This window comes from Pseudomonas sp. TUM22785, assembly GCF_028198105.1.
Lineage (GTDB): Bacteria > Pseudomonadota > Gammaproteobacteria > Pseudomonadales > Pseudomonadaceae > Metapseudomonas > Metapseudomonas solani.
The window spans coordinates 5,481,253-5,500,247 of sequence record NZ_CP116239.1; the positions used below are offsets into that span (position 1 = coordinate 5,481,253).

Sequence of the window (18,995 nt, forward strand, 5' to 3'; positions counted from 1 at the left end):
GCTCAGCGGGTGATGCCGCGGGTCGAGGACTGGATCGAGTCGCGGAAGACCGCAACCTCGGGGAACTGTTCGGAGGATTCGGCCAGCTCGGCGAGCGCCTGCTCGACGGTCAGCCCCTGGCGGTAGACCACCTTGTAGGCACGGCGCAGGGCCTGGATCGCCTCGGCGGAGAAACCACGACGGCGCATGCCCTCGAAGTTCATGCTGCGCGCCTCGGCGGGGTTGCCGAACACGGTGACATAGGCCGGAACATCTTTGCCGATGGCGGTGCCCATGCCGGAGAAGCTGTGGGCGCCGATGCGGCAGAACTGGTGGACCAGGGTGAAGCCGGAGAGGATCGCCCAGTCATCCACATGGACATGGCCCGCCAGCGCGGTGTTGTTGACCAGGATGCAATGATTGGCGATCACACTGTCGTGGCCGATGTGCACATAGGCCATCAGCAGGTTGTGGTCGCCAATGGTGGTTTCGGATCGGTCCTGCACGGTACCCCGGTGGATGGTGACGCCCTCGCGGATCACATTGTGATCGCCGATCACCAGCCGGGTGGGCTCGCCCTTGTATTTCAGGTCGGGCGTGTCCTCGCCTACCGAAGAAAACTGGTAGATGCGATTGTGCTTGCCGATGCGGGTCGGGCCCTTGATCACTACATGGGGGCCGACCACGCTACCCTCGCCGATTTCCACATCGGGTCCAATGATCGACCAGGGGCCGACCTGGACGTCATCCGCCAGCCGAGCTGACGGATCGATGATGGCGCGAGGGTCGATCAAACTCATAATTTGCGTTCCGCACAAATGATTTCGGCCGAGCAGACTTCCTTGCCATCGACACTGGCCTGGCACTCGAACTTCCAGATGCTGCGCTTGACGCTGCGGAAGCTGGCTTCGAGGATCAGCTGGTCACCCGGCAGCACCGGCTGGCGGAAGCGCAGCTTGTCGGAGCCGACGAAGTAATACAGGGTGCCGTCGGCCGGCTTCACGTCGAGCATCTTGAAACCGAGAATGCCGGCAGCCTGGGCCATCGCTTCGATGATCAGCACGCCCGGCATGATCGGGTGTTCGGGGAAGTGGCCGTTGAAGAATGGCTCGTTGATGCTGACATTCTTGTAGGCGCGAATGCGCTTGCCTTCGATATCCAGATCCACGACCCGATCCACCAGAAGGAAAGGGTAGCGGTGCGGCAGGTATTCGCGAATCTCGTTGATGTCCATCATTTTCCTGGAGCCTTAAAAGGGGATTGGGGATGCGCGGCGCTGCGCGGGTCACGCATCAGATGAAGCATCCCCGCCCGGGGTCACTGACGCCAGGCGCTTTTCCAGCTGTTGCAGACGACGCGCCATGTCATCCAGCTGGCGAATCCTGGCTGCGCTCTTCTTCCAATCCGCCGCAGGTTGCATGGCGGTACCGGAGGAATAGGCACCAGGCTCGGTAATGGAACGGGTGACCATGGTCATGCCGGTGACGAACACGCCATCGCAGACCTCGATATGCCCGACCATGCCGACGCCGCCTGCAATCATGCAGTTGCGGCCGATCTTGGTACTGCCCGAAATGCCCACGCAACCGGCCATAGCGGTGTTGTCACCGATCTGGACGTTGTGGGCGATCATGATCTGGTTGTCCAGTTTCACACCGTTGCCGATCAGGGTGTCGGCCAGGGCGCCACGGTCGATGGTGGTATTGGCACCCACCTCGACATCGTCGCCCAGGGTGACGCCGCCGATCTGCGCGATCTTCTGCCAGACGCCCTTCTCGTTGGCGAAGCCGAAGCCCTCGCCACCGATCACGGCACCCGACTGGATGACCACACGCTTACCGATGCGGACATCGTGGTAAAGCGTGACTCGCGGCGCCAGCCAGCCACCCTCGCCCACCACGCTGCGGGCACCGATGACGCTGTAGGCGCCAACGGTGACGCCCGCGCCAATCTGCGCACCGGACTCGATCACCGCACCAGGCCCGATGCTCGCCGACGGATCGACGATGGCATCGGCCGCGACTACCGCGCTCGGATGGATACCGGCAGGGGAGACGGGTTTGGGATCGAACAGGTGGGAGAGCCGGGCGTAGGCCAGGTAGGGGTTGGGCACCAGAAGCGCGTCACCGGTGAAGCCTTCGGCATCGGCCGGGGTCAGCAGCACGGCGGCAGCGCGGGTATCGACGAGAAACTTGCGGTACTGCGGATTGGCCAGGAAGGTCAGCTGATCGGGACCAGCGTCCTGCAGGGTGGCCAATCCGGAGACAACCCTTGCCTCGTCGCCACGCAGGGTGGCGTCGAGACGCTCGGCCAACTGGCCGAGGGTAAAGGTCGGGGCGGTCATATCAGCGCAGTTGGTTCATGCGCTCGATGACCTGGCGGGTGATGTCGTACTGAGGTTTGACATCGATCACCGCACCACGCTCCAGCACCAGGTCGTAGCTGCCCTTTTTCAGGACTTCTTCGACGGCCTGGTCCAGCTTCGGCTTGAGCTGCTTGAGCATTTCGCGATCGGCAACGGCCTTGGCTTCGTTCAGTTCCTTGGACTGGAACTGGAAGTCACGGGCTTTCTGCTTGAACTCGAGCTCCAGGCGCTCACGCTCGGCCTGCTGCATCTTCTCGCCTTCCTTGACCAGGCGATCCTGGATGCGCTTGGCGTCGCTTTCCAGAGTCTTCAGCTTGGTCAGCTGCGGGCCGAACTTCTTCTCGGCATCCACGGCGTACTTCTTCGCCGAATCCGATTCGAGGAGCGCCATCTGATAGTTCAGTACCGCAACCTTCATCTCGGCAAAAGCCGGAGAGGCCATCAGGGCCGCGGCAACCAGAACGATTTGAGTCAACTTACGCACGATGCACTCCTGCAACAAACACTGTTGTCTTCTTGATCAGCAATTAGAAAGTCTGGCCCAGGGAGAACTGGAATACCTGGGTGTCGGCATTGTCCGGCTTCTTCACCGGCATGCCCAGGCTGAAGCTCAACGGCCCCAGCGCGGTGATCCAGGTCAGCCCCACACCCACGGAGCTGGCGAGGTCGCCTGCGTTGATGCTGCTGCAGTTGGTCGCGGTGGACGAGCAACTGGTGTCGAACACGTTACCCACGTCCCAGAACAGCACGGTACGCAGTTGGCGCTGGTCCTTGACGAAGGGCAGCGGGAACAGCAGCTCTACGCCGCCCTGTACCAGTACGTTGCCACCGAAGGGCAGCGGATCCTGGTCCGGGTCGGTGATGGTGCCAGGGTTTTTACCCCGACTCGGCGTACTGCGCGGACCGAGGCTGCTGTCTTCGAAGCCACGCACCGAGTTGAAGCCGCCGGCGAAGTAATGCTCGTAGAACGGCAGTTCGGAGGTGGAGCCGTAGCTGTCGCCGTAGCCCAGTTCGGTGTGCCAGCGCAGCGCGGTGTTCTGGCTCAGCGGGGTGAACAGCTGGGCGCGGTAGTCTAGCTTGAAGAACGACAGGTCGCTGCCCGGCAGGGTGCTTTCCAGCACCAGGCTCTGGGAATGACCACGGTTGGCCAGCACGCCACGGTTCAGTGTGGATTCGGACCAGCCGATGGAGCCCTTGAAGTTCAGGTAGCTGTCGCCTTCCTGGCGGATGAAGTCGAAGATCTCGTCGACCGTGTACAGGCCGGTGTCGATCTCGTCCTGCTGCACGGTCAAGCCGAAGGTCAGGCGCGAGGTCTCGTTGATCGGGTAGCCGACGCTGACGCCGCCACCGAGGCTGTTCACCGAGTAGCTGGATACGTCGACATCGAGGTCGTCGTAGTCGGTGGTGCGGTAGAAGGCGTTGTAGCCCAGGCTCACACCGTCGACGGTCCAGTAGGGGTCGACGAAACCGAAGTTGTAGCGGGTCTGGTACTCGGAGCGGGTCAGGCCGATGCTGACCTTGTTACCGGTACCGAGGAAGTTGTTCTGGCTGATCGAGCCACCGAGGATCAGGCCTGCGCTCTGGGCGAAGCCGACGCTGGCGGTGATGGAGCCGGAGGGCTGCTCTTCCACGCTGTAGTTGACGTCCACCTGGTCGTCGGTGCCGGGGACCTGCGGGGTCTCGACGTTGACTTCCTTGAAGAAGCCCAGACGCTCGAGGCGGGTCTTCGACTGGTCGATCAGGTAGGTCGACGCCCAGCCACCTTCCATCTGACGCATTTCGCGACGCAGCACTTCGTCCTCGGACTTGGTGTTGCCACGGAAGTTGATGCGGTTGACGTAGGCACGCTTGCCCGGGTCGACGGCGAAGGTCACGGAAACGGTGTGATCTTCGTCGTGTGCCTGAGGCACGCCGTTGACGTTGGCGAAGGTGTAACCCTCGTTACCCAGACGGCGGGTGATCAGTTCGGACGTGGTGGTCATGATCTTGCGGGAGAAGACCTGACCTTCCTTGACCAGCAGCAGCGCCTTCACTTCCTCTTCAGGCACCTTCAGGTCGCCGGAGAGCTTCACGTCGCGAATGGTGTACTTCTCGCCCTCGTCGACGTTGACGGTGATGTAGACGTGCTTCTTGTCCGGGGTGATGGACACCTGGGTGGAGGAGATGTCCATGTTGATGTAGCCGCGGTCCAGGTAATAGGAACGCAGGCGCTCCAGGTCACCGGAGAGTTTCTCGCGGGCGTACTTGTCATCGTTCTTGAAGAAGGACAGCCAGTTGGTGGTCTTCAACTCGAAGAGGCCGATCAGGTCCTCGTCGGGGAATACCGTGTTGCCCACCACGTTGATGTGCTGGATCGCGGCGACCGTGCCTTCGTTGATGTTGATCTTCAGCGCGACGCGGTTGCGCGGCTGCGGGATCACTTCGGCCTCGATCTCGGCGGAGTAGCGGCCCTGGGCCACGTACTGGCGCTGCAGTTCGTTACGCACGCCTTCGAGGGTGGCACGCTGGAAGATCTCGCCCTCGGAGAGGCCGGACTGCTTCAGGCCCTTGAGCAGGTCTTCGCTGGTGATGGCCTTGTTGCCCTCGATTTCGATGCTGGAAATCGACGGGCGCTCGACAACGGTGATCACCAGAACGCCGTTGTCACGGCCAAGCTGGATGTCCTGGAAGAAACCGGTCTTGAACAGGGCCCTAGTGGCTTCAACCAAGCGGCGGTCATCCGCCTGATCGCCGACGTTGAGCGGCAGAGCACCGAACACGCTGCCGGCGGATACCCGCTGCAGGCCGTTTACGCGGATGTCGGAGATGGTGAAGGACTCGGCGTGAACTTCGCCGATCATGAGTGCGGCGAGCACCGCAGTTAGCAGCAGGCGTTTCATGAAGTCCTTTTTTATTCCAACTGATAATAAGGAATCTGCCGCGAAGGGCGGCAGATCCGGAATTCAGTGACGCGTTACAGACGACCCAGGTCGTTCACCAGAGCCAATAGCATGACCCCGACGACAAGACTGATGCCGATCTGCACCCCCCACGCTTGCACCCGCTCTGACAGTGGTCGTCCACGCGCCCATTCAATCAGGTAGAACAGCAGGTGCCCCCCGTCCAGGACGGGAATTGGCAACAGATTGAGAACCCCCAGGCTTATGCTCAGGTAGGCCAGGAAATTCAGGAAATCTCCAACGCCGGACTGGGCCGAAGCGCCCGCCACTTTAGCAATGGTTATCGGCCCGCTCAAGTTTTTTACCGAGAGCTCGCCGAGCAACATTTTCTTTAGGGAATCCAGAGTTAGCAGGCTCATGGACCAGGTGCGACCTGCTGCCTCACCTATGGCATCCAGCGGACCGAAGCTGACCTCGCGCAGCATCTCTTTCGGCCACTCCCCCGCCTTTACACCCGCACCGAGGAAGCCGCTGCGGGCTTCACCCTCGCCACGCGCACCCAGGGTGACCGGCATCTCGGCAACCTGGCCGTCACGCTCGTAGCGAACGGTGATGCGCTGCCCGGGACGACTGCGGACGAAATCGACCAGTTGCTGCCAGTCGTCGAGCACCTGCCCGTCGAGCGCACGGATACGGTCACCAGGGCGCAGGCCAGCTGCCTGCGCCGGACCTTCCGGCACCTCGTCCAGCACCGGCGGCATGGCCGGGCGCCAGGGACGGATGCCGAGAGAGCCGATGGGATCGGGCTCGTCGGCGCCCTTCAGCCATTGATCCAGATGGAGCTGCACCGGCGTCTCGGCAGACGAGCCTTCGCCTCGCACCACCAGGTTCAATTCACCGCTTTCACCGAGACGACGCACCAGTTGCAGGTTCACCCCACCCCAGCCGCTGACCGCCTTGCCGTCGATGGAGAGGATTTCCTGCCCCGCCTGCAAGCCACCCTGGGCGGCGATGCTGTCGGGGGCGACCGAACCCACCACTGGGCGCACCTGCTGGGTACCCAGCATGGCCAGGATCCAGAAGAACAGCAGTGCAAGCAGGAAGTTGGCGATGGGGCCGGCGGCGACGATGGCGATGCGCTGACCGACAGGCTTGCGATTGAACGACTGGTCGAGCAGCGCGGCAGGTACCTCCGCCTCGCGCTCGTCGAGCATCTTCACGTAGCCGCCCAGGGGGATGGCGGCGATCACGAACTCGGTGCCCTGGCGGTCATGCCAGCGCACCAGCGGGGTGCCGAAACCGACGGAGAACCGCAGGACCTTGACGCCGCAGCGGCGAGCGACCCAGAAGTGGCCGAACTCGTGGAAGGTAACCAACACACCGAGCGCCACCAGGGTGCCCAGAACCATGTAAAGCGCGCTCATCGTAAACCTCCGGGCTAGCGCCCGTGACGGGCCAGCCAATCCTGCGCCGCAGCGCGTGCACGGGCGTCCGCGAGCAGCACGGCGTCCAGCGTTTCGACCGCCAGCACCGATTCGCGGTTCAGCACCTCGTCGATGATACTCGCGATCTCGGTGAAGCGAATCCGCCGCCCGAGGAAGGCATCCACGGCCACCTCGTTGGCGGCATTGAGCATCGCCGGGGCGCTGCCGCCCTCCTCCGCCGCCTGTCGCGCCAGGCGCAGGCAGGGGAAACGGGTTTCATCGGGCTCCTGGAAATCCAGACGGCCGATACGGAACAGATCCAGGGGCGAGACACCGGAATCGATACGCTCCGGCCAGGCCAGGGCATGGGCGATGGGCGTGCGCATGTCGGGGTTGCCCAACTGGGCCAGCACCGAACCGTCGACGTAGTCGACCAGGGAATGGATGACGCTCTGAGGGTGGATAACCACCTCGATCTGCGCCGGGCTTGCATCGAACAGCCAGCAGGCTTCGATCAGCTCGAGCCCCTTGTTCATCATGCTCGCCGAGTCCACGGAGATCTTGCGCCCCATGGACCAGTTGGGATGGGCACAGGCCTGCTCGGGGGTCACATCGCGCAGCGCGTCCAGCGATGTTTCGCGGAACGGGCCACCGGACGCGGTGAGGAGGATGCGCCGCACGCCGACCTGGGCCAGCCCACGGGCGTAGTCGCCGGGCAGGCACTGGAAGATCGCGTTGTGTTCACTGTCGATGGGCAGCAGTACAGCACCACTGTGGCGCACCGCCTGCATGAACAGCGCACCGGACATCACCAGGGCTTCCTTGTTGGCCAGCAGCACGCGCTTGCCGGCCTCGACCGCCGCCAGGGTCGGTTTTAGCCCGGCCCCACCGACGATGGCGGCCATGACCGCATCGACCTCGGGATGGGAGGCGACCTCGCACAGCCCGCTCTCGCCCACCAGCACCTCGGTGGTCAGGCCAGCGCCCTGCAAGCCGGCCTGCAGATGGCGGGCGGACTCCTGGTCGGGCACCACGGCGTAGCGCGGGCGGTGCCGCAGGCACAGGGCCTGGAGCTCGGAAAGACGGGAGAAGCCGCTCAGGGCGAAGGCTTCGTAGCGCAGCGGGTGCCGCGCAATGACGTCCAGGGTGCTGAGGCCGATGGAGCCGGTGGCCCCCAGCACGGTAATGCGCTGGGGACGACTCACAGACTGCCCCAGCCCGCGATCCACAGCAGCGCGGCGAACATCGGGATGGCCGCAGTGAGGCTGTCGATACGGTCGAGCACGCCACCATGGCCAGGCAGCAGGTTGCTGCTGTCCTTGATGCCGGACTGGCGCTTGAACATGCTTTCGGTGAGGTCGCCCACCACCGAGATCAACACCACCAGCGCCGCACCGAGCAGGCCAGCGAGCAGCTCACCGCCCGCCCAGCCGCGGAAGATGCCCACGCCGAGGGTGATCAGCAGGCTGGTGCACAGGCCGCCGATCAGCCCTTCCCAGCTCTTGCCGGGACTGACGGCCGGAGCCAGCTTGCGCTTGCCGAAGGCCTTGCCGGAAAAATAGGCGCCGATATCGGCAGCCCAGACCAGCACCATCACCGCAAGGATCAGCCAGTTGGCCAGCGGCCACTGCTTGAACAGCACCAGGCCTTGCCAGGCCGGCAGGAGAATCAGCAGGCCGATGACCAGCTTGCCCACAGAGCCACCCCAGTAGCGGCTGCTGGCGGGATAGCCGAGCACCAGCAAGGTCGCCGCCACCCACCAGAGGATGCCGGCAGCGAGAATCCAGGGCGCCAGGGCCGGCACCTGGTAAAGACCGAACAGCAGGGCCGCCACCAGTGCGGCATAACCAATACGGGCAGGCTGGGCGCCGAAACCGGCGAGACGCGCCCATTCCCAGGCACCCAGGCTGACCACCAGGCCGATGAACAGCGCGAAAGCACCGCCATCGAGCAGGAAGAAACCTCCCAGCGCGATGGGCAGCAGCACCAGCGCGGTGATGATTCGTTGTTTCAGCATCGTTAGCGGGCCTCGGCTTCTATCTGTTCGCTGGTCTTGCCGAACCGGCGCTGGCGCATGGCGAAATCAGCCAGAGCCTTGCGCATGGCTTCGTGCTTGAAGTCAGGCCAGAACAGATCGGAGAAATACAGCTCGGCATAGGCCAACTGCCAGAGCAGGAAATTACTGATGCGATGCTCGCCACCGGTGCGTATGCACAGGTCAGGCAGCGGCAGGTCGCCAGTGGCCAGGCAGTTCTGCAACAGCCCGGGAGTGATTTCGTCCACCTGCAGGTGCCCGGCCTGGACTTCACGGGCCAGGCGCTGAGCGGCCTGGGTGATGTCCCACTGGCCACCGTAGTTGGCGGCGATCTGCAGGGTGAAGCGATGCTCGCCGGCGGTCAGCAGCTCGGCTTCACGCATCGCAGCCTGCAACTCGGGGTGAAAGCGCGAACGATCACCGATGATGCGCAAGCGGATCTGGTTGTCGTTCAGGCGCCGCGCCTCCCGGCGCAAGGCCGAGAGGAACAGCTCCATCAGCGCGCCGACCTCTTCGGCCGGGCGCTGCCAGTTCTCACTGGAGAATGCGAACAGGGTGAGCACCTCGACACCGGCCTCGGCGCACACCTCGATAACCGCACGAACGGCGTCGACACCGGCCTTGTGGCCGGCGACACCTGGCAGCAGGCGCTTCTTGGCCCAGCGATTGTTGCCATCCATGATGATCGCCACATGACGCGGGATCGCTGGAGAAACGCCTTTCTTTTCCATATGCGGGTGCCGTCAGACAGCCATCAGGTCGTTTTCTTTGCCTTCCAGGCCCTTATCGACCTCAGCGACGAACTTGTCGGTCAGCTTCTGCACATCATCAGCAGCGCGACGCTCTTCGTCTTCGCTGATCGCCTTTTCCTTTACCAGGTCCTTCAGCTGGGCCAGCGCATCACGGCGGATGTTACGCACCGCGACACGGGCGTTCTCGGCTTCAGCGCGAGCCTGCTTGGTGTAGCCCTTGCGGGTTTCCTCGGTCAGGGCCGGCATCGGTACGCGGATGGTGGTGCCCGCGGTGGCCGGGTTCAGGCCGAGGTCGGACGTCATGATGGCCTTCTCGACCGCCTGGATCATGCTCTTGTCGAACACGGTCAGGGCCAGGGTGCGGGAATCCTCGGCGGTCACGTTGGCCACCTGGCGCAGCGGGGTATCGGTGCCGTAGTAAGACACCATCACGCTGTCCAGAATGCTCGGGTGCGCACGGCCGGTGCGGATCTTGGCGAAGGCATGACCCAGCGACTCCAGAGTCTTCGTCATGCGTTCCTGCGTGTCCTTCTTGATCTCGTTGATCATTGCTCGCCCTCCTCGATCAGGGTTCCTTCGGCGCCACCCACAACGATGTTCAACAGGGCGCCGGGTTTGTTCATGTTGAAGACCCGCAGCGGCATCTTCTGGTCACGACACAGGCAAATCGCCGTCAAGTCCATCACGCCCAGCTTGCGATCCAGCACCTCGTCATAGGTGAGGTGATCGAATTTCTCGGCGTTCGGATCCTTGAAGGGGTCGGCAGTGTACACGCCATCCACCTTGGTGGCTTTCAATACCACGTCAGCATCGATCTCGATGGCGCGCAGGCAGGCCGCCGAGTCGGTGGTGAAGAATGGGTTGCCGGTGCCGGCGGAGAAGATCACCACTTCGCCACTCTTGAGGTGGCGCATAGCCTTGCGGCGGTCGTAGTGATCGGTCACGCCGACCATGGAGATGGCCGACATCACCAGCGCGGGGATGTTGGAACGCTCAAGGGCGTCGCGCATGGCCAGGCCGTTCATCACGGTGGCCAGCATGCCCATGTGGTCGCCGGTGACCCGGTCCATGCCGGCGGCACTGAGGGCGGCACCGCGGAACAGGTTGCCGCCGCCGATGACCAGGCCGACCTGGACGCCAATGCCCACCAACTGACCGATTTCCAGCGCCATGCGGTCCAGGACCTTCGGATCGATCCCGAACTCCTCGGCACCCATCAGGGCTTCGCCGCTGAGTTTGAGCAGAATGCGTTTATAGCGAGGTTGACGACCACTCACCTGCTGAGCCATTACGAGTTCTCCTGCGGCGTATTGAATTCATGGAGCACGGGGCTCCCGCGTTCTGGAGCGTAGCTTCGACTACGCACGCGGCACTTGGTGCCCGCCTGGCGGGCCTGGCCACGGAGCCACCCAAAAGGGCTCCCCAGTTTGACGAAGAGGCCGCGCGCGTGAGCGGGCAGCCTCTTCCAGGGCGACAGCCTAGGCTGTCTTACTGCTTGGTTGCAGCGACTTGAGCAGCAACTTCGGCAGCGAAGTCCACTTCGACCTTCTCGATGCCTTCGCCTACTTCGTAACGTACGAAGGAAACGATCTCGGCGCCGGCTTTCTTGGCCAGGTCACCGACCTTGACTTCCGGATCCTTGACGAACGGCTGCTCGACCAGGCTGGCTTCGGCGAGGAATTTGGCGATACGGCCCTTGACCATGTTCTCGACGATGTTTTCCGGCTTGCCGGCGATCTTGTCGGCGTTCAGGGCCAGGAAGATTTCCTTTTCCTTGGCAACGGCTTCTTCGGAAACCTGGGAAGCGTTCAGGAACTGCGGGTTGCTGGCAGCCACGTGCATGGCGATGTCGCGAGCCAGTTCGACGCTGCCGCCTTTCAGGCTGACCAGAACGCCGATGCGGTGGCCGTGCAGGTAGGCACCAACGACGTCACCCTCGACGCGGGTCAGACGACGGATGTTGACGTTTTCGCCAGTCTTGGAAACCAGGGCCAGACGGGCGTCTTCGCGGGAGGCAACCAGCGGAGCGGCGTCGGTCAGCTTCTCTTCGAAAGCCTGGTCGATGGTGGCGGCGACGAAGTTCTTGAAGTCGTCCTGCAGAGCCAGGAAGTCGGTCTGGGAGTTGACTTCGATGATCACGGCGGCCTTGTTGTCGGCAGCAACCTTGACGGCGATGGCGCCTTCGGCAGCGATGTTGCCGGACTTCTTGGCAGCCTTGATGGCACCCGCGGCACGCATGTCGTCGATGGCTTTTTCGATGTCGCCTTCGGCCGCGGTCAGGGCCTTCTTGCAATCCATCATGCCCAGGCCGGTGCGCTCGCGCAGTTCTTTAACCAGGGCTGCAGTAATCTCTGCCATGTTCGCTATCCTCTTGAATAGGTTTTCAACCATTCAGCCCGGCATTCCGGGCAGACAAATATCTAAGGTGGCAAAAAGGGGGCCTAGCCCCCTTCTTGCGCACCGGGTAACGCTAAGCGCGCCGGCCTCAGCCTTCGGCAGCCTCGGAAGCAGCAGCTTCTTCGACGAACTCGTCAGCACCGCCATTGGCGTTCTGACGGCCACGCAGTACGGCGTCAGCCATGGCGCCCAGGTACAGCTGAACGGCGCGGATGGCGTCGTCGTTACCAGGGATGATGTAGTCAACGCCTTCCGGGCTGCTGTTGGTATCGACTACGCCGATGACCGGGATGCCCAGCTTGTTGGCTTCGGTGATAGCGATGCGCTCGTGGTCAACGTCAACCACGAACAGAGCATCCGGCAGGCCGCCCATGTCCTTGATACCACCCAGGCTGCGTTCCAGTTTTTCCAGATCGCGGGTGCGCATCAGCGCTTCTTTCTTGGTCAGTTTGGCGAAAGTGCCGTCCTGAGCCTGACCTTCCAGATCACGCAGACGCTTGATCGACTGACGGATGGTCTTGTAGTTGGTCAGCATGCCGCCGAGCCAGCGGTGATCGACGTACGGGGAGCCGCAACGAGCAGCTTCTTCGCGGACGATCTTGCCAGCGGAACGCTTGGTGCCGACGAACAGAACCTTGTTTTTGCCTGCAGCCAGTTTCTCAACGAAGGACAGGGCCTCGTTGAACATCGGCAGGGTTTTTTCAAGGTTGATGATGTGGATCTTGTTACGCGCGCCGAAAATGAACTTGCCCATTTTCGGGTTCCAGTAACGGGTCTGGTGGCCGAAGTGCACACCGGCCTTCAGCATATCGCGCATGTTGACTTGGGACATGATAGTTCCTTGATAAGTCGGGTTAGGCCTCCACGTACCCCAATCTCCAACCCTTGCGGGCACCCAGGAAATCGTGTCGATACGTGTGTGGGGTTTGTGCTTCTGGACAGGGTTGCCCATAAAGCGGCGCGTTTTATAGCACAGAAATCATCCCGAAGCTATAAGCTCAGAACCCGAAGCGAGACGCGTCGGGCCTTCTTGCAGCTTCAAGCTTCGGGCTTCCAGCTGTTAAGATTGCATCCTTTATATAGAAACGCTCGAGAACCGCCATGACCGTGACCATCAAGACGCCCGCAGAAATCGAAAAGATGCGCGTGGCAGGCCGCCTGGCCGCAGAAGTCCTGGAGATGATCGGCGAGCACGTCAAACCCGGCGTGACCACCGAAGAACTCGACCGCATCTGCCACGACTACATCGTCAACGTGCAGAAAGCGATTCCCGCCCCGCTCAACTACAAGGGCTTCCCCAAGTCCATCTGCACCTCGATCAACCATGTGGTGTGCCACGGCATTCCCAACGAGAAGGCGCTGAAAGACGGCGACACCCTGAACATCGACGTAACCGTCATCAAGGACGGCTACCACGGCGACACCAGCCGCATGTTCCACGTCGGCAAGGTGCCGGTCTGGGCCGAGCGCCTGTCCCAGGTCACCCAGGAGTGCATGTACAAGGCCATCGAACTGGTCAAGCCGGGCTGCCGCCTGGGCGACATCGGCGAGGTGATCCAGAAGCACGCCGAGAAGAACGGTTTCTCGGTGGTCCGCGAGTTCTGCGGCCACGGCATCGGTGCGGTGTTCCACGAAGAGCCGCAGATCCTCCACTACGGCCGTGCCGGCACCGGCATGGAGCTCAAGGCGGGGATGACCTTCACCATCGAGCCGATGATCAACCAGGGCCGTGCCGAGACCAAGGTACTGGGCGACGGCTGGACCGCCATCACCAAGGACCGCAAGCTCTCCGCGCAGTGGGAACACACCCTGGTGGTGACCGAGACCGGCTACGAGATCTTCACCCTGCGCAGCGACGACACCATTCCCCGGGTTTCTGCCTAAGTCCTGACCCCGCCCCACAGCTATAAGGAAGGCGACCGATGCCGCAGGTGGATCCCGAACTGTTCGACCGCGGCCAGTTCCAGGCCGAGCTGGCGCTGAAATCCAGCCCCATCGCCGCCTTCAAGAAGGCCATCCGCCAGGCGAAGGAGGTGCTCGACACCCGCTTCGCCAATGGCCGCGACATCCGCCGCCTGGTGGAAGACCGCGCCTGGTTCGTCGACCAGCTCCTGCGCGCCGCCTGGGAGCGCTTCGACTGGAGCGAAGACGCCGACATCGCCCTGCTGGCGGTCGGCGGCTACGGCCGGGGCGAGCTGCACCCCTATTCCGACATCGACCTGCTGATCCTCCTGGACAGCGCCGACCACGAAACCTTTCGCGAATCCATCGAGGGCTTCCTCACCCTGCTCTGGGACATCGGCCTGGAAGTCGGGCAGAGCGTGCGCTCGGTGGACGAATGCGCCGATGAGGCCCGCGCCGACCTGACGGTGGTCACCAACCTGATGGAAAGCCGCACCATCGCCGGCCCGGAAAGCCTGCGCAGGCGAATGCAGGACGTCACCAGCCCCGAGCGCATGTGGCCGAGCAAGGACTTCTTCCTCGCCAAGCGCCAGGAGCAGAAGGCCCGCCACGCCAAGTACAACGACACCGAATACAACCTCGAGCCCAACGTGAAGGGCTCGCCCGGGGGCCTGCGCGACATCCAGACCATCCTCTGGGTCGCCCGCCGCCAGTTCGGCAGCCTCAACCTGCACGCCCTGGTAAAGGAAGGCTTCCTCGTGGAAAGCGAATGCAGCATGCTCGCCTCCAGCCAGGAGTTTCTCTGGAAGGTGCGCTACGCCCTGCACATGCTCGCCGGCCGCGCCGAGGACCGCCTGCTGTTCGACCACCAGCGCAAGCTGGCCGGGCTGCTGGGCTTCCAGGGCGACGATGCCAAGCAGGCCATCGAACACTTCATGCAGAAGTACTACCGCGTGGTGATGGGCGTCGCCGAGCTGAGCGACCTGATCAACCAGCACTTCGAGGAAGTCATCCTGCGCAGCGCCGAGTCGTCGCCCGCGCAGCCGCTCAACAGCCGCTTCCAGCTGCGTGACCGCTACATCGAAGTCACCCACCCCAACGTCTTCAAGCGCACCCCCTTCGCCCTGCTGGAAATCTTCGTGCTGATGGCCCAGCACCCCGAGATCAAGGGCGTGCGTGCCGACACCATCCGCCTGCTGCGCGACAGCCGCCACCTGATCGACGACGACTTCCGCAGCGACATCCGCAACACCAGCCTGTTCATCGAGCTGTTCAAGTCGTCTCAGGGCATCCACCGCAACCTGCGGCGGATGAACCGCTACGGCATCCTCGGCCGCTACCTGCCCGAGTTCGGCCACATCATCGGGCAGATGCAGCACGACCTGTTCCACATCTATACGGTCGACGCCCACACGCTCAACCTGATCAAGCACCTGCGCAAGCTCAAGTGGCCCGAACTGGCGGAGAAGTTCCCGCTCGCCAGCAAGGTCATCGACAAGCTGCCCAAGCCCGAGCTGATCTATATCGCCGGTCTCTACCACGACATCGGCAAGGGCCGTGGCGGCGACCATTCCGAGCTCGGCGCCGTCGACGCCGAAGCCTTCTGCGCCCGGCACCAGTTGCCGGCCTGGGACTCGCGCCTGGTCACCTGGCTGGTGCAGAACCACCTGGTCATGTCCACCACCGCTCAGCGCAAGGACCTCTCCGACCCGCAGGTGATCTTCGACTTCGCCCAGTTGGTCGGCGACCAGACCCACCTCGACTACCTCTACGTACTCACCGTGGCCGACATCAACGCCACCAACCCGAGCCTGTGGAACTCCTGGCGCGCCAGCCTGCTGCGCCAGCTCTACACCGAAACCAAGCGCGCCCTGCGCCGCGGCCTGGAAAACCCGCTGGACCGCGAAGAGCAGATCCGCCAGACCCAGACCGCCGCCATCGACATCCTCGTGCGCAACGGCATCGACCAGGACGACGCCGAGCAACTCTGGTCCCAGCTCGGCGACGACTACTTCCTGCGCCACACCGCCAACGACGTGGCCTGGCACACCGAAGCCATCCTCCAGCACCCGGCCGGCAACGACCCGCTGGTGCTGATCAAGGAAACCGCCCAGCGCGAGTTCGAGGGCGCCACCCAGATCTTCATCTACGCCCCGGACCAGCACGACTTCTTCGCCGTGACCGTGGCCGCGATGAGCCAGCTCAACCTCAATATCCACGACGCACGGATCATCACCTCCACCAGCCAGTTCACCCTCGACACCTACATCGTGCTCGACACCGCTGGTGGCTCCATCGGCGACAACCCGGCGCGGGTGAAGGAAATCCGCGAGGGCCTGATCGAGGCGCTGAAGAACCCCGACGAGTACCCGGCGATCATCCAGCGCCGCGTACCGCGCCAGCTCAAGCACTTCGCTTTCCCGCCCCAGGTGACCATCTCCAACGACGCCCAGCGCCCGGTGACCGTGCTCGAACTGATCGCCCCCGACCGCCCCGGCCTGCTGGCGCGCATCGGGCGCATCTTCCTCGACTTCGACCTGTCGCTGCAGAACGCCAAGATCGCCACCCTCGGCGAGCGGGTGGAAGACGTATTCTTCGTCACCGACGCCGACAACCAGCCGCTGGCGGACCCAGAGCTGTGCCGGCGCCTGCAGGCCGCCATCGTCTCGCAGCTGTCCGAAGCCAACGCCCAGGGCGTGGACCCGAATCGCATCAGTATCTGAGCGCGCCCGTGCAGCCGCTCGCAGTAGCCAGGAACAACGAATGAACGACGCGCTGAACCACCTGCAGCCCTACCCCTTCGAAAAGCTCCGCGCCCTGCTCGGCGGCGTGCAGCCCGCCGACAAGAAGGCCATCGCCCTGTCCATCGGCGAGCCCAAGCACCGCTCGCCGGACTTCGTCGCCAAGGCCCTGGCCGATAGCCTCGAGCAGATGGCCGTATACCCCACCACCCTCGGCATCCCGGCCCTGCGTGAAACCATCGCCGCCTGGTGCGAGCGCCGTTTCAAGGTGCCCACCGGCTGGCTCGACGCCGCCCGCCACGTGCTGCCGGTCAACGGCACCCGCGAGGCGCTGTTCGCCTTCACCCAGACCGTGGTCAACCGCACCGACAACGGCCTGGTGGTCAGCCCGAACCCCTTCTACCAGATCTATGAAGGCGCAGCCCTGCTCGCCGGCGCCGAGCCGCACTACCTGCCCTGCCTGGCGGAGAACGGCTTCAACCCCGACTTCGACGCCGTACCGGCCGAGGTCTGGCAGCGCTGCCAGATCCTCTTCCTCTGCTCCCCGGGCAACCCCACCGGCGCCCTGGTGCCGGTCGAACAACTGAAGAAGCTGATCGCCCTGGCCGACGAATACGATTTCGTCATCGCCGCCGACGAGTGCTACAGCGAGCTGTACTTCGACGAAGCCAACCCGCCTGCCGGCCTGCTCAGCGCCTGCGCCGAACTGGGCCGCAGCGACTTCGCCCGCTGCGTGGTGTTCCACAGCCTGTCCAAGCGCTCCAACCTGCCGGGCCTGCGCTCCGGTTTCGTCGCCGGTGATGCCAGCATCCTCAAGGCCTTCCTGCTGTATCGCACCTACCACGGCTGCGCCATGCCCGTGCAGACCCAGCTGGCCAGCATCGCCGCCTGGAACGACGAAGCCCACGTGCGCGCCAACCGCGACCTGTACCGCGAGAAGTACGACGCCGTGCTCGACATCCTCGGCGGCGTACTCGACGTGCAGCGCCCGGACGGCGGCTTCTACCTCTGGGCGAAAACCCCGGTGGACGACCAGACCTTCACCCGCGAGCTCTTCGCCCGCGAGCACGTCACCGTGGTGCCCGGCTCCTACCTCTCTCGCGAGGTGGACGGCTTCAACCCCGGCGCCGGCCGCGTGCGCATGGCCCTGGTGGCACCGCTCGCCGAGTGCATCGAAGCCGCCGAGCGCATCCGCGACTTCGTCCGCAGCCTCTGATCCGACTGCCCGGTCAGCGAACGGGCAGGTGTCACAAAGCCGAACATCCAGGCTTGCCCCTTGGTGCAGGGGCCCTGAAAATCCGGCCTCTCATCCAGGGAAGGATGAGCTCGCAGACCCCGGTTGAACCGGGGCTGGCCATCCATGGAGCAGGAGTCAGGATGAAAGTCTTCGAAGTGACCATCACCATCGGCGGCGCGGTCGGCCATGTCATCGTCGGCGGCGGCGTGTTCAACGCCGAAGTACGCGACACCAGCAACGGCCGCACCTCTCTCTACACCGTCTACATGGCCGGCATCGGCGTAGGTCTTCCCGCGTTCCGCGCCACATCCCGCACCTTCCGCTTCAGCGACGATGCCGCCAAGTCCTCCGACAGCTTCGAGGGCTACGGCTACATGGGCGGCGTCTCCGTGGAAGCCGGTGCTGGCGTCAAGATCGGCGGTGGCATCAAGATCCCCAATGGCCCGATGATCCCCACCAGCGTCTCGACCGACTACGGCGGCGTCGATATCAGCGTGTCCCACAACGTAACGCGCTGGGCACTCTAGGAGTTTCGAATGGACAGCACGCTCCGCCTGGCAATCGGCATCCTCCTGCTCGCCGTCGCGCTCTATCTGCTACTCGCCCCGGGCAAGGTGTCCACTGCCCTGGCGCGCTTCTATGGCCGCTACCCCCTGGTGCGCCTGGCCCCCGAGCGCCAGCTCCAATCGGCGCCGACACTCGTGCGTGCCCTCGGCGCGGTCGTCGCTCTGCTCGGCCTCGCTGTGTTCTTCCTCTGACGGCACGGTGCGCCGCGCAGGCGCCCCATCGGGCAATCCCGCGTGGCATAATCGCCGACCGACGTCGCGCGCCCATGGCTGCGCGCCCCCTTGGTTCACGTGATTCCGAGCTGCCCCATGACCATCACCCTCTACGGCATCAAGGCCTGCGACACCATGAAGAAAGCCCGCACCTGGCTCGACGAGCAGGGCGTGAGCTATGCCTTCCACGACTACAAGGCTTCCGCCATCGACCGCGCCAATCTGCAGAAATGGTGTGCCGAACACGGCTGGGAAACCGTCCTCAACCGTGCCGGCACCACCTTCCGCAAACTCGACGACGCGCAGAAGGCCGATCTCGACCAGGCCAAGGCCATCGAACTGATGCTGGCCCAGCCGTCGATGATCAAGCGACCGGTACTCGACCTGGGCACCCGCACCCTGGTCGGCTTCAAGCCTGAGCTCTACGCCGCCGCCTTCAAGTGACCGCACACCGTCTCGGCACCGCCCGGCAAGCCATCGACCGGACCGCCTGATCCAACCTATT

19 protein-coding genes are annotated in these 18,995 nt (G+C 63.7%); 6 read left to right on the plus strand and 13 right to left on the minus strand.

Going from position 1 to position 18,995, the window contains the following annotated elements; all coding sequences use genetic code 11:
• Positions 1-2 precede the first annotated feature (2 nt).
• The 13 genes from lpxA to rpsB form a co-directional block, all read right to left on the minus strand.
• Positions 3-779 (minus strand): acyl-ACP--UDP-N-acetylglucosamine O-acyltransferase, encoded by a 777-nt coding sequence (gene lpxA, locus PI990_RS24960; RefSeq protein WP_021219431.1) that lies wholly within the window; start codon positions 777-779, stop codon positions 3-5.
• On the minus strand, positions 776-1,216 hold the full coding sequence (gene fabZ / locus PI990_RS24965) for a 3-hydroxyacyl-ACP dehydratase FabZ (protein WP_031287666.1): 441 nt from the start codon (positions 1,214-1,216) through the stop codon (positions 776-778). The genes lpxA and fabZ overlap by 4 nt, the downstream gene beginning before the upstream one ends.
• A gap of 48 nt (positions 1,217-1,264) precedes the next feature.
• Positions 1,265-2,323, minus strand: coding sequence for a UDP-3-O-(3-hydroxymyristoyl)glucosamine N-acyltransferase (gene lpxD / locus PI990_RS24970; protein WP_021219433.1), 1,059 nt, complete (start codon positions 2,321-2,323; stop codon positions 1,265-1,267).
• A gap of 1 nt (position 2,324) precedes the next feature.
• On the minus strand, positions 2,325-2,828 hold the full coding sequence (locus tag PI990_RS24975; protein ID WP_031287668.1) for an OmpH family outer membrane protein: 504 nt from the start codon (positions 2,826-2,828) through the stop codon (positions 2,325-2,327).
• A gap of 43 nt (positions 2,829-2,871) precedes the next feature.
• Complete coding sequence (gene bamA / locus PI990_RS24980) at positions 2,872-5,223, minus strand: outer membrane protein assembly factor BamA (protein ID WP_184487677.1); 2,352 nt, start codon at positions 5,221-5,223, stop codon at positions 2,872-2,874.
• Between the two features lie 74 nt (positions 5,224-5,297).
• A complete protein-coding gene (gene rseP / locus PI990_RS24985) occupies positions 5,298-6,647 on the minus strand; it encodes an RIP metalloprotease RseP (RefSeq protein ID WP_184487676.1) in 1,350 nt (449 codons plus the stop codon).
• Positions 6,648-6,661: 14 nt separating this feature from the next.
• Positions 6,662-7,852: a 1-deoxy-D-xylulose-5-phosphate reductoisomerase gene (gene ispC / locus PI990_RS24990; RefSeq protein ID WP_271658800.1), complete on the minus strand. Its 1,191-nt coding sequence runs from the start codon at positions 7,850-7,852 to the stop codon at positions 6,662-6,664.
• Positions 7,849-8,664 (minus strand): phosphatidate cytidylyltransferase, encoded by an 816-nt coding sequence (locus PI990_RS24995; protein WP_271658801.1) that lies wholly within the window; start codon positions 8,662-8,664, stop codon positions 7,849-7,851. Before PI990_RS24995 ends, ispC begins: the two co-directional genes overlap by 4 nt.
• Positions 8,665-8,666: 2 nt before the next feature.
• Positions 8,667-9,413 carry a polyprenyl diphosphate synthase gene (gene uppS / locus PI990_RS25000; RefSeq protein ID WP_031287671.1) on the minus strand — a complete coding sequence of 249 codons (747 nt, stop codon included), beginning with the start codon at positions 9,411-9,413 and terminating at the stop codon, positions 8,667-8,669.
• A 12-nt stretch (positions 9,414-9,425) separates the two neighbouring features.
• Positions 9,426-9,983 (minus strand): ribosome recycling factor, encoded by a 558-nt coding sequence (gene frr, locus PI990_RS25005; protein WP_021219440.1) that lies wholly within the window; start codon positions 9,981-9,983, stop codon positions 9,426-9,428.
• Positions 9,980-10,723, minus strand: a complete 744-nt coding sequence (pyrH, locus tag PI990_RS25010; RefSeq protein WP_021219441.1) for a UMP kinase — start codon at positions 10,721-10,723, stop codon at positions 9,980-9,982. Before pyrH ends, frr begins: the two co-directional genes overlap by 4 nt.
• 199 nt (positions 10,724-10,922) lie before the next feature.
• Positions 10,923-11,792, minus strand: coding sequence for a translation elongation factor Ts (gene tsf, locus PI990_RS25015; RefSeq protein WP_021219442.1), 870 nt, complete (start codon positions 11,790-11,792; stop codon positions 10,923-10,925).
• A gap of 127 nt (positions 11,793-11,919) precedes the next feature.
• On the minus strand, positions 11,920-12,663 hold the full coding sequence (gene rpsB, locus PI990_RS25020) for a 30S ribosomal protein S2 (protein ID WP_021219443.1): 744 nt from the start codon (positions 12,661-12,663) through the stop codon (positions 11,920-11,922).
• Positions 12,664-12,932: 269 nt separating this feature from the next.
• On the opposite strand from rpsB, the gene map reads away from it, so the two are divergent.
• The 6 genes from map to PI990_RS25050 all read left to right on the plus strand — a co-directional run bounded on the left by map (position 12,933) and on the right by PI990_RS25050 (position 18,934).
• Positions 12,933-13,715, plus strand: a complete 783-nt coding sequence (map, locus tag PI990_RS25025) for a type I methionyl aminopeptidase (RefSeq protein ID WP_021219444.1) — start codon at positions 12,933-12,935, stop codon at positions 13,713-13,715.
• Positions 13,716-13,753: 38 nt separating this feature from the next.
• Positions 13,754-16,456, plus strand: coding sequence for a [protein-PII] uridylyltransferase (locus tag PI990_RS25030; protein ID WP_021219445.1), 2,703 nt, complete (start codon positions 13,754-13,756; stop codon positions 16,454-16,456).
• A gap of 40 nt (positions 16,457-16,496) precedes the next feature.
• Positions 16,497-17,690: a succinyldiaminopimelate transaminase gene (gene dapC / locus PI990_RS25035; RefSeq protein ID WP_271658802.1), complete on the plus strand. Its 1,194-nt coding sequence runs from the start codon at positions 16,497-16,499 to the stop codon at positions 17,688-17,690.
• 161 nt (positions 17,691-17,851) lie between these two features.
• Complete coding sequence (locus PI990_RS25040; protein WP_271658803.1) at positions 17,852-18,238, plus strand: hypothetical protein; 387 nt, start codon at positions 17,852-17,854, stop codon at positions 18,236-18,238.
• A 9-nt stretch (positions 18,239-18,247) separates the two neighbouring features.
• Positions 18,248-18,469, plus strand: coding sequence for a hypothetical protein (locus PI990_RS25045; RefSeq protein ID WP_271658804.1), 222 nt, complete (start codon positions 18,248-18,250; stop codon positions 18,467-18,469).
• Positions 18,470-18,586: 117 nt separating this feature from the next.
• Positions 18,587-18,934, plus strand: a complete 348-nt coding sequence (locus tag PI990_RS25050) for an ArsC family reductase (RefSeq protein WP_021219449.1) — start codon at positions 18,587-18,589, stop codon at positions 18,932-18,934.
• Positions 18,935-18,995 lie beyond the last annotated feature (61 nt).